Genomic DNA, 15,242 nt, shown 5'->3' on the forward strand with positions numbered 1-15,242 from the left:
TCACCAGCATCTGGTGGGTGGGCGGTGATGGGTGGCGCGCGGCAAGCAGCCGTTTACGCATCAAGATCCGTTCGCGCGCGCCACCCATCCGGCGGCGAAGTTGAAATGACGATTCTTGGCCAACTCCGTCTTGGCGCTTGAAGACCGAGATGCGCCGTCGCTGGTGGACAGGCTCACCAGTTCCAGCAGCTCGTCGACTCAGCGCCGCGCCTTGGCCGGAGTGGCCCTCAGACCCAGCCTCGTGATCGATTCGGCGACGATATTGGCCGCGTGGCACTGAGAGCGACGCCCCGTCCAACGCCTTCCAGGTCTGCTCGGACCAACGCGACAAAGTGCATTCCGGCCGGAGCTTGCGCTCTCAGTCGTCAGCTCGCGTAGCTGTCACCAAAGCTCTTTGCTAACTGGCGGGTCGTCGTGCCATTGGGCAGTAAGCAAAACTGTTCTGCAGAAAGCTCTGACGAAGCCCGTGTTAGCCGCTCTGAAACCCCGACTCACGGCGTCGCCGGTCATGCACCTAGTCTTTTTTGGAGATGTGCAGCTGATGTCTATCAGATAGCCTGCGTTCGCCATGTCATCTTTCGCACGAGAAAGAATTCACGAATTGACATGGCCGGGTTGCGGGAGAGATTCGTCCAGATCTGCTCACACCTGTTCCATCAACTCAGTATCAAGCACTGGAGTCGTCTTATGAGATTCAAGAAACGTGCTGCGCCAGCACTGCTGGCTGTCGCCTCCCTGACACTCGCGGCGTTCGCCCAGAACGCCATGGCCGCGGGCGCCTACTCGAGTTCCGCGGTCATGCCGACCATCTACAGCAAGAACCACTGGTACACCGTGGCACCGCCCGTGGTCGGGAGCCCTCCGAGCACTGCAACCATCACCACGGTGTACTACAGCTACGGCTATCGCTTTCCGCGCCCGACCGGCTTTCAAGTGCTGCTGTGCGACAACAACGGCACCAACTGCACTGACGTGACCTCCAGGGGCTCGGGCTCGGTCAGCTTCAAAGGCAAAGGCGTCAAGGCCAACACGCCGGTCCGCTTCCATGCACGCGTCGGTGGCAATGGCACGATGTCACCCCTGATGGGTGATGGCACCGCCAACGTGTCGGTGATGTACGACGACTGATCCGGTAATCGGCGAGCGGGCAATGGGTCTCACCCCGGCTCGCCGTGAATGATGAATCTGCAACTACGCGGCCTTTCGGCCCGCCGGTGTGAGCCAGCCACTAGCCTCAAGGTAGTCTTCGGATTGCGAGTTCGTATGGTCAAAGAGCTTGGCAAGAATCTGAGCCGCAGGAGTACCCTTTGCCTTCTCGGAGTCGTATATCGCCTTGCGCTGCGCGTCGATCACGGCAGCCTCCTTGGAAAAATTCTCCTTGAAGGCTTCGTCGATGATGCGCCCGGAAGAGAGCTTATTCAGCGGCTCCCCCCCTCTTCCCGGTGCAAGCTGGTCGCGTATGTCGTACCAGATCGTGCTGGGTATGTTCACCATGTCATACGCGAACTGTTCAGCGTATTGCGGGTCGGAAGCTGCGGAATTCAACCACTTTTCCTGAATCGCCGTGCGGCCCTGCGTCGCGGCTCCCTCCTGGCTCGAGCGCTTTCGAGCCGCATCGGAAATGCCCACTTGTGTGGTCGAAGAATTGAATCCCTGAAAGAGTCCCTGAAACCCCGCCACGTCCACCGGCGTTGATTTCGTCGTAGTGGAACTCAGCTTCGAAAAGCCCACTCGATCTGCGCCTTGGAACGAAAGAACGCTAAAGCCAGACTGAATATTCATTCACATCTCCAATCAATACAGAAAGTGGCGAGCCTTGAAGTATTTTTTCCTAATCTTCTTGGCGCCTACGCCACGGAAAGCTACGTTGATAGAACAGCGTCTTAACTTATCGCCTGATGCTAGATTGAAGGATCGCGAGCCTTTAGTCCAAAAAGCGAGCGAAAAATGGGACTTTTCTGACTTTTTCCATCCTACGCACACGCGTTCTCAGAGCAAGCCACTGAACCCTCGGCGTTACCTCACGGCCGCGCTGACCGGATTGCTTCTTTTGACGTGCGACGCCGCGTTCGGTGCGGATGTTCTTTATTCCGAGTACCAAGCCAAACAGCGGCAAAGTGCGTTCGCGTTTCCGCTGGAAGAAGCCATCGCGCTGGCGGTGAGGGACAACAGGTTGGTGAAAAGCGCCTACGTCCAGCGCATCAGCCAGAAATTCGACCTCTACGTCAGCGAAGGGAAGTTCTACCCGAAACTGCTGCTCACCACGTCCGCATTGACGAGCAAAGTCAACGGTACCTCCAGCAACGCGAAAGACCTGAACACCAACGCATCGCTCACCTTGCCGACCGGGGCGACCGTATCTATCGCCAATGTCCAGGGCAGGAGCACCGCGGGCACACCTTCGTCTACATCGGTCACGCTGAGCCAGCCCCTGCTGAAAAACGCAGGAATCGATGCGAACACGGCATCAGTCCGCATCGCGCGCCTCGATGATGAAATCAGCCGACTAGCACTCAAGGCAACGCTCTCCCAAACCGTCGCGCAGGTGATCTACGCCTACCGCGAGCTCCTGCGCGCCCAGGAACAGAAGGTGATCGCCGAAGCAGCCCTGGCACGCAACAAAGACCTGTACGAGGTCAACCGCGCGCTGATTGCGGCAGGACGCATGGCCAAGGTGGAGATCCTGCAAACGCAGGCCGAAGTCGCGAATCGAGAAGTAGCGCTGGAAGAAGCGGAGAACCAGATCGACACGGCCCGGCTGGCCCTTGTAGCGTTGCTTGCTCTGGAGCCGCGCACACCTCTATACGCGACCGCTCCAACCAGCGTGGACTGGCGTCCTACCGACCCGACGCGCGCCCTGGAAACGGCGCTCACGCTTCAGCCCGACTACCTCTCCATGAAAATCCTGGTCGAACGGGCCAAGATCAGTCTGGACTATGCCAAGAACCAGCAGCTGTGGGATTTGTCGCTGGTGGCCACCAGAACCCAGGCCCGGAGCAGCGGCGCGTCGTTGGGAGCCATGGACATTCAGGCGTCCGGCGCCCGGACCGACGGCAGCTACGCGGGCCTGCAGCTCACCATCCCCTTAGGGGACCGCTCCATCAAGCAATCCGAGGTGCGCGCCTCCGTGGATCTGCACACCCAAGAACTCAAGTTGCTTGAAACGCGTCAAACGGTGGAGCACCGCATCCGCGATGCCACGCGCAATGTCCAAACCCGATGGCGCCAGCTGGAACTCTCGATCAAGGCCCGCAACTTGTCCCGGCAGAAGCTTGAGGCGGAGAAGGAAAAGCTACAGGTCGGCCAATCGTCGAACTTCCAGGTGCTGTCCTTCGAGAACGACCTGCGCAATGCCGAGAGCGCCCGCCTCAATGCGCAGATCACGTACCTGAACACGCTCACCGAACTGGACGAACGCATGGGCAAGACCCTCGACGTCTGGAGCATCCCCATCATCCAGACCAATGGTTATGAGAACTGAAGAGTCCATGCCGTCAGCCCGGCAGGTCGGCCTCGTAGTCGTGAGCGCCGTCGGCATCATCGAATCACTCAACACCGAGGCGGAGGTGCTTCTGCGGCTACCGAGTGTATCGCTCATCGGCCAGCCGGCCGTTACGGCATTGCTCGATATCGCTGACGAAACGTCCGCGAGCACGTTGATCTCACGGTTCGGCACACCGCCGCGCGGCGGCAGTGCTCGAGAAAGACACCATCACGCCACACGGCTGTACGTGCAATGCGAACGGCTTCCCGGCCCCGAAGCTGATGGCCGTTGGTTGATTCTGCTCGATACCCCGCTCCCCTCGGTCGCACCCGCAGCCGCAGCGCGGCGCGCGGGGCGCACCAAAATTCCCAGGCTGGCCGCCGGTAGCTCGGCGGCCCTCTTGGTCGCTGTGCTGCTTGGGAAAACGTTTGGCCCCGGCGCGGCTCCGCCGACGGCCTCATCTGGAGCGAGTGCAGCCGCGTCGGCTTCGATGACGCCAATCATGGCACCCACCACCCCGGCCTACATTTCCGTCATCGGCACCATCGAGGCCAACGAAACGCTCGGCGTTTCGGCCCCTTTCGATGGCGTCATCAAAGAAAGGCACTTCTCGTTCGACACGGAAGTCAAGCAAGATCAGTTGCTGCTGATACTGGACCCAAACGACTTGAACCAACGCGTCCAAGAAGCCAGGGTGACGATGCTCAAGGCCGCCAAGACCATGCAGGAACTTGAGCGCTGGGACAGAGGCGCCGAAGTCTCGCGGGCGAGACGCACGTTCGAGGTGGCCCGCCAGCAGGTCGAGCAAACTGAGCGCAAAGTGCGGGAAACCGACGGGCTGGTCAAGAAGGGCATTCTCGCCCGGAACGAGTACGACATCGTGGCGGAACAGCTCAACGGTTTCAAGGCCCAGTTGGCGGCGGCAGCGGATGACCTGAAAGCCACCCAGGACAAAGCCGACAAGAGCAACCTGGAGATCGCCAAAATCGAGTATGAGCAGGCCAGGGCGAAGCACGAGGACTTGGCCAGGAGCGCGCTGCTGGCACGCATCGCCGCGCCGCGTGCCGGCATTCTGTCGAAGGCGCCAGCATCCTCTGGACAAGCGCCGGCAACACTTGATGCGGGAAGCCGGATCACGAAGGGTCAGCTGCTGTTCAACGTCGCGCTTACCGGCAAGCTGCGCGTGTCGGCCCGGGTCGACGAAGCGGACGTCGTCGGCCTCGCCACAGGCATGCCTGTGGAAGTGTGGATCGATTCACAGGAGATCGCCCCCCTCCTAGGAAACCTTGCCAGTATCTCGGCACAGGCCATCCAAAGCGGCAACGGCGTCCGCAGCGCCCTGTTCGACGTGAGCGTCGATCTGCCGGCATTGAGCAAGGAGCAGCGCAGGAGGCTGCGCGTCGGAATGTCCTGCAACCTTCGCATAAAAACCCGGGGCGCCGCGAATCCCGAGCCAGGCGGCCCAGCGCGTATCGGCAGGTCGCCTGTGCAGACAAGAAACTGAAATGCTGAAACTGGACCGGATCAGCAAGGCCTACCACAATGGCAGCGGTGCAGTGCCTGTGCTGCAAGACGTATGCCTCGAGGTCGGCGCTGGCGAAATGTGCGCCATCGTCGGAGCATCGGGGTCGGGCAAGAGCACGTTGCTCAACATCATGGGGTTGCTCGACGCGCCGGATAGCGGCGCCGTGCTCTACCGGGGCAAGCCCGTGCACGATGCGGACTTGAAGACGCGAGCTGACCTGCGCAATCGCCACATCGGATTCGTATTCCAAGCCTTCAATCTGCTGCCGCGCATGAGCGCACTCGACAACGTCGGCCTTCCCCTGCTCTACCGCGGCATCGGCAAGTCCGAGCGCCGCCGACGGGCGCAGCGCTGGCTGGAGCGCGTCGGGTTGGCCGATCGCGCAGAGTACCTGCCGGACTCGCTATCCGGCGGACAGAAGCAGCGAGTCGCCATCGCGCGGGCCCTAGTCGGAGCGCCACAGCTCGTGCTCGCCGATGAACCCACCGGCAACCTTGATCCGAAGGCGGCGCAGGACATTCTCAGCCTACTCGGCGAACTGAGCCGGGAATCCGGCGTCGCCGTCGTCATCGTGACCCACGACCCAGCCATCAGCGTCAAGTGTCAGCGGGAAATCGCCGTCAGTCACGGGCGGGCCTTCGTTCGCGAGAGTGCGCCATGGCGTGGATGAATCTCCCGCGCGCGACCGGCTCCTTGCGCGCCATTGTCGAGGATGCCATCGACAATATGGTCGCGGTTCGGCAGCGCACCCTTCTGTCCCTGGTCGGCATAGCCATCGGCGCTGCGGCCGTCGTGGCGCTCTTGAACATCGGAGAGAACACCTCGGACGAGGCTGCGCGCCAATTTAAGTCGATGGGGACGGACCTCATCATCGTTCAGGACAGCCCCGCCCTCGGCGGACAGCGCAAAGCCCCCCCACTCAGGAGCGAAGACGCGCAAGAAATGGCAAACAGTATCGCTGGGGTTTCCCTGGCCGCTCCGCTATCGACGACGCCAGTCAAGACCGGCACAGGAGGAAAGTTGCTCGACGCGACGGCCATTGGCACCACGGAACACCTGATGACCGCAGCTCGGCTGGAACTCGCCCGCGGCCGATTCATTTCCCACCGGGATGGATTGAACACCGTGGTGGTGGTCGGAGGGAATCTGGCTACACAACTCGTCGGCGGCGGCACAGAGCTGGCGCTGGGCGATGAGATCCGCATGGACAACTACCGCTATACGGTCGTGGGAGTCCTGCTTAGTGCGCCACGCAACCCACTACTGCCGTTCGATCTCGACAACGCCCTGATTCTGCCGATCAAGGCGGATCGCCGCGCGAACTCCGCGACCGGAGCGCTATCCAACATCCTGCTTCGCGTTGCCGAGGGCCACGACCCTCTGCATGCGCTCACCGAGGTCTCCTCGTTTCTTCAGCGCAAGGGCAGCAACGCCCAGGCGCAGGGAGCGCTGCTGCTGCTCGACGGCATGCGGCAGCAAGGGCAGATGTTCAAATGGATGTTGGGTGGAGTGGCCTGCATCTCGCTGCTTGTTGGCGGCATTGGCATCATGAACGTCATGCTGGCCGGTATCGCCGAACGACGCCGCGAGATCGGGCTGCGCATGGCCATCGGCGCCGACCAGTGGGGCATCATGACAATGATCGTCACGGAGGCGGTCAGCCTCTCGTTCGTGGGAGGCGGAGCAGGCACCCTGCTCGGCATGCTCGCCTCCGTGCTCTACGCGTGGTTCACGGGCTGGGAGCCGACGCTATCGGCTCTGGCGGCACTACTCGGGTTCGGCATGTCGCTTTTGACCGGATTGTTCTTCGGTATCTATCCCGCCTTTGTAGCCTCGAAATTGAGTCCGATTGAAGCGCTCAGATCCGACTGAAACCGGCTCATCCACGGCGCGGTTGGCGCCCTAGGAGCCGATCCTCGACAAGATCACGCGGCGCGCACTGCATCCCAAGCCACCGCATGACACCGCAACTGCCGCCCGCCGACCCCGACAACCGCCGGCGCCTCCACCTTGCACTGCTCCCGCGCCATCGGACACCGTGGATGAAACGTACACCCTGACGGCGGCAATATAGGATTCGGCACCTCGCCCCCCATCGGCTCCCGATCCCGCCGCGGATCATCCAGATCCGGAATCGTATCCAGCAGCATCCGCGTATACGGATGCTGTGGCGAATCAAACAGCTGATCCGCAGGCGCCTGCTCCACGATGCGGCCCAGGTACATCACCGCCACGCTGTCGGACACATGCCGCACCACCGACAGGTTGTGGCTGATGAACACGTACGTCAGCCCGAACTCCTTCTGCAGATCACCCATCAGGTTCAGGATCTGCGCCTGCACCGACACGTCCAGCGCCGAGGTCGGCTCGTCGCACACCAGGAATTCCGCCTCCGTCGCCAGCGCCCGCGCGATCGAGATGCGCTGCCGTTGGCCGCCGGAGAACTCGTGCGGGAAACGGCCGGCGTCGCTGGCGGACAGGCCCACCAGCTCCAGCAGCTCGTCGACCCTGCGCCGCGTCTCGGCCGGCGTGGCCCGCAAGCCCAGCGTCGTGATTGGTTCGGCCACGATATTGCCCACCCGCCAGCGCGGATTGAGGCTGGCATACGGATCCTGGAAGATCATCTGCGGATGCAGCACGCCGCCCTTGCGGTTGCGCCCGTAGCGCAGCGTTCCGCGCGTCGGCGCCACCAGCCCCACCAGCAACTTCGCCAGCGTGGACTTGCCGCAGCCCGATTCGCCCACGATGCTCAACGTCGTTCCCCGCGGCACGGATAACGACACCCCGTCCACCGCCTTCAAGGTCTGCTCGGGCTGGCGCGACAACGTGCGTTCCAGCCAGGGCGGCGACACGTCGAACCAGCAGGCCAGGTCTTCGGCCCGCAACAACACATCATCGTTATGCGGCATGGGCGACTCCTCCTTGATGCAGCCAGCAGGCGCTGACGGTGGCGCCGGCCGGGGACGCCGCCAGCGGCGGGCGCTGCTGACTGCAGCGCGGCCCCGCCATCGCACAGCGCGGGTGGAAAGCACAGCCGTCGGGCATGGCGTGCAGGCGCGGCATGGCGCCGTCAATCTGGTTCAGCCGGGCCGCGCGCTGGCGCAGGCCGGGAATCGCATTCATCAGGCCTTGCGTGTAGGGGTGGCCTGGCCGGCGCAGCACGTCCAGCACCGGTCCGATCTCGACGATGCGGCCCGCGTACATCACCGCCACGCGGTCGGCGGTCTCGGCGATCACGCCCATGTCGTGCGTCACCAGCAGCACCGAGGTGCCCTGCTCGCGGCAAAGGCGGCGCAACAGCGCCGTGATCTGCGCCTGCACCGATACGTCCAGCGCCGTGGTGGGTTCATCGGCGATGATGAGCGCCGGCCGCGCCGCCAAGGCCAGCGCGATCACCACGCGCTGGCGCATGCCACCCGAGAACTGGTGCGGATAGTGGTCAATGCGTTTGTCCGCCGCCGGAATGCCCACGGCCAGCAGCAGCTCCAGCGCCCGCTGGCGCGCCGCCTGAGCGCTCACCTTGTCATGATGGCGGATTGTCTCGACCAGCTGGTCGCCCACCGTGAACAGCGGATGCAGGCTGGTCAGCGGATCCTGGAAGATCGCGCCGATTTCCTTGCCGCGCAAGCGTTGGCGCGCCTTGGGCGGCAGGTTGTCGATGCGCCTGCCCGCCAGATGGATCTCGCCGCCGCCCAGCCGTCCGGGCGGCTCCAGCAAGCCGATCACCGCCATGCCGGTCAGCGACTTGCCGGCGCCGGATTCGCCGACCATGCCCAGGATCTCGCCGGGCTGGATATCGAAGCTGATGTCGCGCGTGGCGACCAGGACACCGTGGCGCGTGGGGAATTCGACCGACAGGCCGCGCACGGACAGGGTCGGCGCGACGTTGGCCGCGGCCGGCGGCTGCGTGGTGTTGGGAACGATGGCCATCATGACGGACTCCTTGCGGGACGCGGATAGCTGGAGGAGAAAATCTGCTCGGCCGGCGGATGGCCCCAGGTGCGGTCGGGGTAGCGGGCCACCAGCCCGTCGAACTGCGTCTGCGCCTGCTCTTGCGCCAGGCGCGCATCGAAACCGGGGATGCGCCCGTCCACCATCACGAAGCGGCCGTCGATCACCACCTGCGACACGTCGCGCCCGCTGCCGCTCACCATCAGCGTCTGGATGGGATCGATCAGTTGGCCGTTGCGGTCGTGCGAAAAATCGAACACCACGATGTCGGCCTTGGCGCCCACGGCCAGCCGGCCCAGGTCCGGGCGGCCCAGCGCGTCAGCCCCGCCCACCGTGGCCGCGTCGTAGTAGTCCTCGGAGCGGACCGCCTCGGTCAAGCCATCGGCCACGCGGCACAGCATCATGCCCACCTGCATGTTCAGCACCATGTCGGGCGGCCAGGTGTCCGTGCCCATGCCGATGTTCACGCCCAGCTTGCGGTAGCGCGCGAACGATTCCAGCGTGGCGCCGTGGCGTCCCGATACCAACGGGCAATGCACGATGCTGGCGCCGGCATCGCGGATGATTTCCAGGTCGCGCCCGGGCCGCTCGATATGGCGCGAACCCGACACGTAGGTGCCGTGCGGCAGCAAGGCGCGCTCGGACAGGAAGTCCAGGCTTTGCAGCCATTCCGGCGGACTCATGCCGTGCTGCTCCAGCACCAGGTCGTACTCCAGGCGCGATTGGCAGCAATGCAGCCGGATCGGAATGTTCCGCTCGCGCGCCGCGGCGGCCGAAGCGCGCAACAGCGCAGGCGTGCAGGTTTCGATGCGGTCGGGCGACAGCATGGTGCGCACCCGGCCGTTGTGGCGGCCTTCGATCTCGTCGCAGAAAGCCAGGGCCTCGGCCAGCCCCGCCATGCCGCGCGCCTCGTCGTAGTGGCAGCGGATCTTGCCCGCAGCGTCCACATAGGTGTGGCCGCTGCGATAGGCCGGCCCCAGGTAGACGCGCAGACCCAGTTCGCCGGCGGCGTTGGCCGCCGACAGGAATTCGTCGCGGGTCTCGCCCCACACCCGGTAGAACAGCGACGCGATCGGCAGCGCCGTCGTGATGCCGTTGCGTATCAGCTGGGCGAAGGCATAGCGCTTCTGGAACGCCAGCTCGGAGGCCGTGTACATCTCGTACGGCCCGCGCTTCATGTAGCTCTCGGGCCAGATGCGGCCCTTCTTCCAGGCGGGCGAATTGTCGAAGCCCAGGATGGTCGTATCCAGGTCGGACAGCGCGTCCAGGTCCACGAAGCCCGGGCCGATCAACGCCCGGCCGTAATCGCGGCGCTGCGCGACCTGCCCCGGATAGCGGTGGCCGACGTAGACGATGCGGTCGCCCTCGAACACCACCTCGCCGTTCTCGTACAGGCAATGGCGGCCGTTCTCGTGGCCCACCACCCAACGGGCGGTCAGCAGAATGGGACCTTGCGGCGCGTTCATCACGGCGCCTCCGCCAGCGCCCGGCCGTCGCGCGCGACCACGCGCCCGCCCTTGACGACCAGCTTGCGCGGCGGGCGCGAGACGATGGCTTCGGCCACCGTCTCGGCGTCCACCAGCACGAAGTCGGCGTGGCAGCCTGGCGCCAGACCGTAGTCGGACAAGCCCATGACCTGCGCATTGCCGTAGGTGGCCACGTGCAGCGCCAGATCCAGTTCGTCGTCGCGGCGGAAGTTGTTGCGCAGGCCCACCAGCATGGTCCGCTCCAGCATGTCGGGCTTGCCGTAGGGGCCCCAGGTGTCGCGCATGCCGTCGTTGCCGGTACAGACCGTGACGCCGGCCGCGTGCAGCTTCGCCACGTTGGGCACCGGCCGCGAGGCCGAGCCCGTGGTCATGATGTGCACGCCGGCCTTCAGCAAGCCTTCGGTCAATGCCTGCACTGCGTAAGTGTCGGGCATCCCCAGGCAGAATGAATGCGACAAGGTGACCTTGCCCTGCATGCCCAGCGCCAGCACCCGGTCTATGGTCATCTGCATCGAGAACGCGCCGAGTTCGCCCGCTTCGTGCAGATGGATGTCGATGGGCTTGCCGTGCCGTTGGGCCAGCCCGAAGATGGCGTCCAGATGACCCTTGGGATCACGGTCCATGCCGGCCGGATCCAGCCCGCCCACGACTTCCGCGCCCATGCGCAGGGCCTCGTCCATCAGTTCCAGCGTGCCGGGGCGGATCAGCAGCCCGCTCTGCGGGAAGGCGACGATCTCCACGTCGATCTGGTCGCGGTACTGCTCGCGCGCGCGCATCACGCCTTCGATCGCTGCCAGACCGATGTCCGTGTCCACGTCCACATGGCTGCGGATATGGCTGGTGCCGTCGCCGATCGACATCACCAGCTGGCGCGCCGACTGGCGGTACGGATCGATGCCCAGGCGCTTCTTCTCGGCGCGCTCGTTCTCGATCTTGTCGATCAGGCGCGGGCCGACTTCATTGCGATACCAGGGCATGCCGTACATGGTCTTGTCCAGGTGCGCGTGGGCGTCGATCAGGCCCGGCAGCATCAGCGCGCCGCCCCCCTCCACCACCGGCACGCCGGCGGGGGCCGGTCCGCCCAGCGCCTGGATGCGGCCGTCGCGCACCAGCACAGAAGTCATCTCGCCGCCTGCCGGGCGGACTTGGGTATACAGCGTTGCGTTTTCCATCGTTCTACTCTTGTCGGTTTGCGTTCAGCGCAGGCGGGGGTTCAGGGCGTCGCGCAGCCAGTCGCCCAGCAGGTTCACCACCAGCACGATCAGGCTCAGGTACAGCGCGGGAAACACCACCACCCACCACTGCCCCGAAAACAGGAACTGGTTGCCCAGGCGGATCAGCGTGCCCAGCGACGGTTCGGTGGGCGGCATGCCCACGCCCAGGAAGCTGAGCGTGGCCTCGATCAGGATCGCCAGGCCCAGGTTCAGGGTGGCCGTCACCATGACCGGCGTCAGCGTGTTGGGCAGGATGTGGGTCAGCATGATGCGCAGCGAACTCACGCGGATCAGGCGCGCCGCCTGCACGTACTCCTTGCCGCGCTCCACCAGGGCCGAAGCCCGCACCGTGCGGGCGTACTGCACCCAGTTGGTCATGGAGATGGCCAGGATCAGGATCACGGCCGACAGGGTTTCGCGCATGCCCGGCGGCAACAGCTGGCGGAACACCGCCGTCACCAGGATCGCCACCAGGATCGTCGGGATGCTCAGCAACGTATCGCCCAGGCGCATCAGCGCGTTGTCGACCCAGCCGCCGAAATAGCCCGCCGCCAGCCCCACCAGCAGGCCAATGGCCAGCGACAGCACCACCGTGGCCAGTCCGATCACCAGCGACATGCGCGAGCCGTACAGGATGGCGGACCAGACGTCGCGGCCCTGCGTGTCCGTGCCCAACAGGAACTGCGGATCCGAGCCTGCCTCCCAGACGGGCGGCAGCTCCGCGTTCAACAGGTCCAGCTGCGCCAGGTCGTACGGGTTCTGCGGCGCGATCCAGGGCGCGAATACGGCCAGCAGCACCACCGCCAGCAGCACGATGCCCGCGCCCATGGCTACGTAGTCCTGCCTCAGGTTCCACCAGAGGTCGCTGCGCAGGAAGCGGGCAAGCCGGCCCTGCCCCGTTGCGGAAAATGGCTTAGTGAGCATTGGCGCCTCCCTTGACGTGCTGGCTGCGCAGGCGCGGGTCGACCACGCCGTACATCATGTCCACCAGCGTGTTCAGCGCCACGAAGATGAAGGACACGATCACCAGATAAGCGGCCATGACGGGGATGTCCACGAACATGACCGATTGGATGAACAGCAGCCCCATGCCGGGCCACTGGAAGACCGTTTCAGTAATCAGCGCGAAGGCAATCAGGTTGCCGATCTGCATGCCGGTCACGGTAATGACCGGCATCAGGCAGTTGCGCAGGGCCAGCCGGAAATGCACGATGCGATCCGGCAGGCCGCGCGCGCGGGCGAACTTGATGAACTCGGTGCGCAGCGTCTCCAGCATTTCGGCCCGCACCAGGCGCATGATGAGCGTGATCTGGAACAGCGCCAGCGTGATGGACGGCAGCACCAGCGCGGCGCGGCCCGAGGGCGTGAGCAGGCCGGTGGTCCACCAGCCGATCTTCACCGTGTCGCCGCGCCCGAAGCCCGGCAGCCAGCCCAGCTGCACCGAAAAGATCAGGATCAGCATGATCCCGACCACGAAGCTTGGCAGCGATATGCCCAGGATGGACACGAACTGCAGCGCCTGCGCCAGGCGCGACTTGCGGTAGATGGCGGTCAGCACGCCCAGCGGCACGCCGATGACCAGCGACAGCAGCGTCGCCATCAGGACCAGTTCAAACGTGGCCGGAAAACGTTCGGCCACCAGCGCGAACACGTCCTGCTGGTTGCGGTAGGAAATGCCGAACTCGCCCTGCGCCGCGTTGGTCACGAAGTGCACGAACTGCATGCCCACCGACGCGTTCAGCCCCAGGCGTTCGCGCAGTTCATCGCGCTGCGTTTGCGAGGCCTGCTCGTTGAGCATCATGTCGACGGGGTCGCCGACGAACCGGAAAATCACGAAGGCCATCAGCGCCACCGCCAGCATGACGCCGACCGCGTTGAAGACCCGTCTCACTATGAATGCCAGCATGTGCGGCTCCCCTTCAGACCCTAGTCATACGCAGGACCGCCGGCAGGCGGCGGTCCGCGGCGTCACTGCATGCGTACGGTCCACAGGCGCGCCTTGTTGTCCGGCATCTGCAGCACCTCGCCCACGTTCTTGCCCACGGCCCAGGCCATCGGCTGCTGATGCAGCGGCAGGAAGCGCACGTCGTCATGCAGCGTCTGCAGCACGTCGGCCATCATCTGCACCCGCTTGGGACGGTCCATTTCAGCCGCGGCGGCGTCGATCCTGGCGTCCAGCGCCGGATCGCCCCATTGGCCCCAGTTGAAGACCCCAGCCGGGCCGCTGCGGCTGTGCATCACCTGCAGCAGGATGGACAGCGCGTCGATCTGCGGCTCGTTGGCCCAGCCGTGGATGGTGATATCGAACTCGCCGCGCGAACGCTTGGGGTTCTGCAGCGAACGCGGACCGCTGGCCAGCGAGGCCTTCACGCCAATGCGCGCCCACATGGAGGCGGCGGCCTGGCAGATTTCCTCCTCGTTGACGAACATGTCGTTCGAGCAGAGCAGCGACACCGTGAAGCCATCCGGATAGCCCGCCTCGGCCAGCAGCTTCTTGGCACGCGCGGCGTCGAACGGCAGGCGCTCTTCCTGCTTGGTCTCGTAGCCCGGGATGGACGGCGCCACCAGCGCGCCCGTGGTGCGCGACAGGCCGCGCATCACGCGCTTCTGGATCAGCTCCGGCGACAGCGCCATGTACAGCGCCTGGCGCACCTTCAGATCCTTCAGCGGATTCTTGTCGGTGATGTTGGAGCCGACCAGCTTGTCGCCCAGGTTGAAACCGAAATAGAGCGTGCGCAGCTCGGTCGAGGCCAGCACCTTGACGTTGGACGCCGCGCGCAGCCGGTCCAGGTCCTGCAGCGGCGCGTTCTCGGTGAAATTGATATCGCCCGACAGCAACGCCGCCACCCGCGTGGGCGCGGAAGCGATGGGCGTGAATTCGATGCGGTCCAGGTTGTGGCGCGGCTTGTCCCACCAGCCGGGGTTGACCACCAGCACGGTGCGCGTATCCGGACGGTACGACTCCACCTTGAAGGGGCCGGTGCCGTTGGCGTTATGCGTGGCATAGCCTTCGATCTTCTTGGCGGCGTCCGTCGGCTTCAGGCTGTTGTTGTCCACCAGCCACTGGCGGTTGAAGATGAAGATGTTGGTCAGGTCGTTGAGCATCAACGGATACGGATGCGTCATTTCGATGTCGACCGTGTAGTCATCGACCTTGCGCACCGCCTTGAAGGCCGGCAGATTGCCCTTCAGGGGAGAAGCTTCGTCCGAGACCCGCGTCATCGACGCCACCACGTCGTCCGCCGAGAACGGCGCGCCATTGTGGAACTTCACCCCTTTGCGCAAATGAAAGCGCAGCACCGTGGGCGACGGCGTCTCCCAGGACTCCGCCAGCGCGGGCGTGATGTTGAACTTGTCGTCATAGCGGATCAGCGCTTCGTACACATGGTTCAGGAACGCCAGGTTGAAGGTGCTGCCGTAGGAATACGGATCCAGCGAATCCAGGTCCCGGGCCGCGCCCCACTTCAGCGTGTTGGCGGCGTTGGCCCCCGTGATGGCCGACAGCGCGATCACGGCGCCCGCGGTCCACTTGAGCAAAGTCTTCATGGCTGCAACTCTCCCTTGTGTATCGGTCTGAACTC

Annotated in this window: 13 protein-coding genes; 5 read left to right on the top strand and 8 right to left on the bottom strand. The window is 64.6% G+C overall.

Annotated elements, in window-relative coordinates; genetic code table 11:
- The first annotated feature begins 687 nt into the window (after positions 1–687).
- Positions 688–1,128 (top strand): flagellar protein FlhE, encoded by a 441-nt coding sequence (locus IAG39_RS21665; RefSeq protein ID WP_165867815.1) that lies wholly within the window; start codon positions 688–690, stop codon positions 1,126–1,128.
- Between the two features lie 63 nt (positions 1,129–1,191).
- Here IAG39_RS21665 and IAG39_RS21670 read toward each other — a convergent pair whose 3' ends face one another.
- Positions 1,192–1,782: a hypothetical protein gene (locus IAG39_RS21670; RefSeq protein WP_118932237.1), complete on the bottom strand. Its 591-nt coding sequence runs from the start codon at positions 1,780–1,782 to the stop codon at positions 1,192–1,194.
- A 124-nt stretch (positions 1,783–1,906) separates the two neighbouring features.
- Between IAG39_RS21670 and IAG39_RS21675 the strand changes: the two genes are divergently transcribed.
- Genes IAG39_RS21675 through IAG39_RS21690 form a run of 4 tightly spaced genes read left to right on the top strand, consistent with a single transcriptional unit; the run spans position 1,907 to position 6,881 of the window.
- On the top strand, positions 1,907–3,481 hold the full coding sequence (locus tag IAG39_RS21675) for a TolC family protein (RefSeq protein WP_124260357.1): 1,575 nt from the start codon (positions 1,907–1,909) through the stop codon (positions 3,479–3,481).
- A gap of 7 nt (positions 3,482–3,488) precedes the next feature.
- On the top strand, positions 3,489–4,988 hold the full coding sequence (locus tag IAG39_RS21680; protein ID WP_165867814.1) for an efflux RND transporter periplasmic adaptor subunit: 1,500 nt from the start codon (positions 3,489–3,491) through the stop codon (positions 4,986–4,988).
- Position 4,989: 1 nt separating this feature from the next.
- Positions 4,990–5,679: an ABC transporter ATP-binding protein gene (locus tag IAG39_RS21685; RefSeq protein ID WP_118932234.1), complete on the top strand. Its 690-nt coding sequence runs from the start codon at positions 4,990–4,992 to the stop codon at positions 5,677–5,679.
- Positions 5,667–6,881: an ABC transporter permease gene (locus tag IAG39_RS21690; protein ID WP_118932233.1), complete on the top strand. Its 1,215-nt coding sequence runs from the start codon at positions 5,667–5,669 to the stop codon at positions 6,879–6,881. Before IAG39_RS21685 ends, IAG39_RS21690 begins: the two co-directional genes overlap by 13 nt.
- Positions 6,882–6,934: 53 nt before the next feature.
- On the opposite strand, the gene IAG39_RS21695 is transcribed toward IAG39_RS21690, so the two are convergent.
- The 7 genes from IAG39_RS21695 to IAG39_RS21725 form a co-directional block, all read right to left on the bottom strand.
- A complete protein-coding gene (locus IAG39_RS21695; protein ID WP_059380442.1) occupies positions 6,935–7,918 on the bottom strand; it encodes an ABC transporter ATP-binding protein in 984 nt (327 codons plus the stop codon).
- On the bottom strand, positions 7,908–8,942 hold the full coding sequence (locus IAG39_RS21700; protein ID WP_118932232.1) for an ABC transporter ATP-binding protein: 1,035 nt from the start codon (positions 8,940–8,942) through the stop codon (positions 7,908–7,910). Before IAG39_RS21700 ends, IAG39_RS21695 begins: the two co-directional genes overlap by 11 nt.
- Positions 8,939–10,426, bottom strand: coding sequence for an amidohydrolase family protein (locus tag IAG39_RS21705; RefSeq protein ID WP_118932231.1), 1,488 nt, complete (start codon positions 10,424–10,426; stop codon positions 8,939–8,941). The genes IAG39_RS21700 and IAG39_RS21705 overlap by 4 nt, the downstream gene beginning before the upstream one ends.
- Complete coding sequence (locus tag IAG39_RS21710; RefSeq protein WP_118932230.1) at positions 10,426–11,619, bottom strand: amidohydrolase family protein; 1,194 nt, start codon at positions 11,617–11,619, stop codon at positions 10,426–10,428. Before IAG39_RS21710 ends, IAG39_RS21705 begins: the two co-directional genes overlap by 1 nt.
- A gap of 24 nt (positions 11,620–11,643) precedes the next feature.
- On the bottom strand, positions 11,644–12,585 hold the full coding sequence (locus IAG39_RS21715; RefSeq protein WP_059380446.1) for an ABC transporter permease: 942 nt from the start codon (positions 12,583–12,585) through the stop codon (positions 11,644–11,646).
- Positions 12,575–13,567, bottom strand: coding sequence for an ABC transporter permease (locus IAG39_RS21720; RefSeq protein ID WP_054451141.1), 993 nt, complete (start codon positions 13,565–13,567; stop codon positions 12,575–12,577). Before IAG39_RS21720 ends, IAG39_RS21715 begins: the two co-directional genes overlap by 11 nt.
- Positions 13,568–13,629: 62 nt before the next feature.
- A complete protein-coding gene (locus IAG39_RS21725; RefSeq protein WP_118932229.1) occupies positions 13,630–15,207 on the bottom strand; it encodes an ABC transporter substrate-binding protein in 1,578 nt (525 codons plus the stop codon).
- Positions 15,208–15,242 lie beyond the last annotated feature (35 nt).

The sequence above is a fragment of the Achromobacter xylosoxidans genome, assembly GCF_014490035.1.
GTDB classification, from domain to species: Bacteria; Pseudomonadota; Gammaproteobacteria; order Burkholderiales; family Burkholderiaceae_B; genus Achromobacter; species Achromobacter bronchisepticus_A.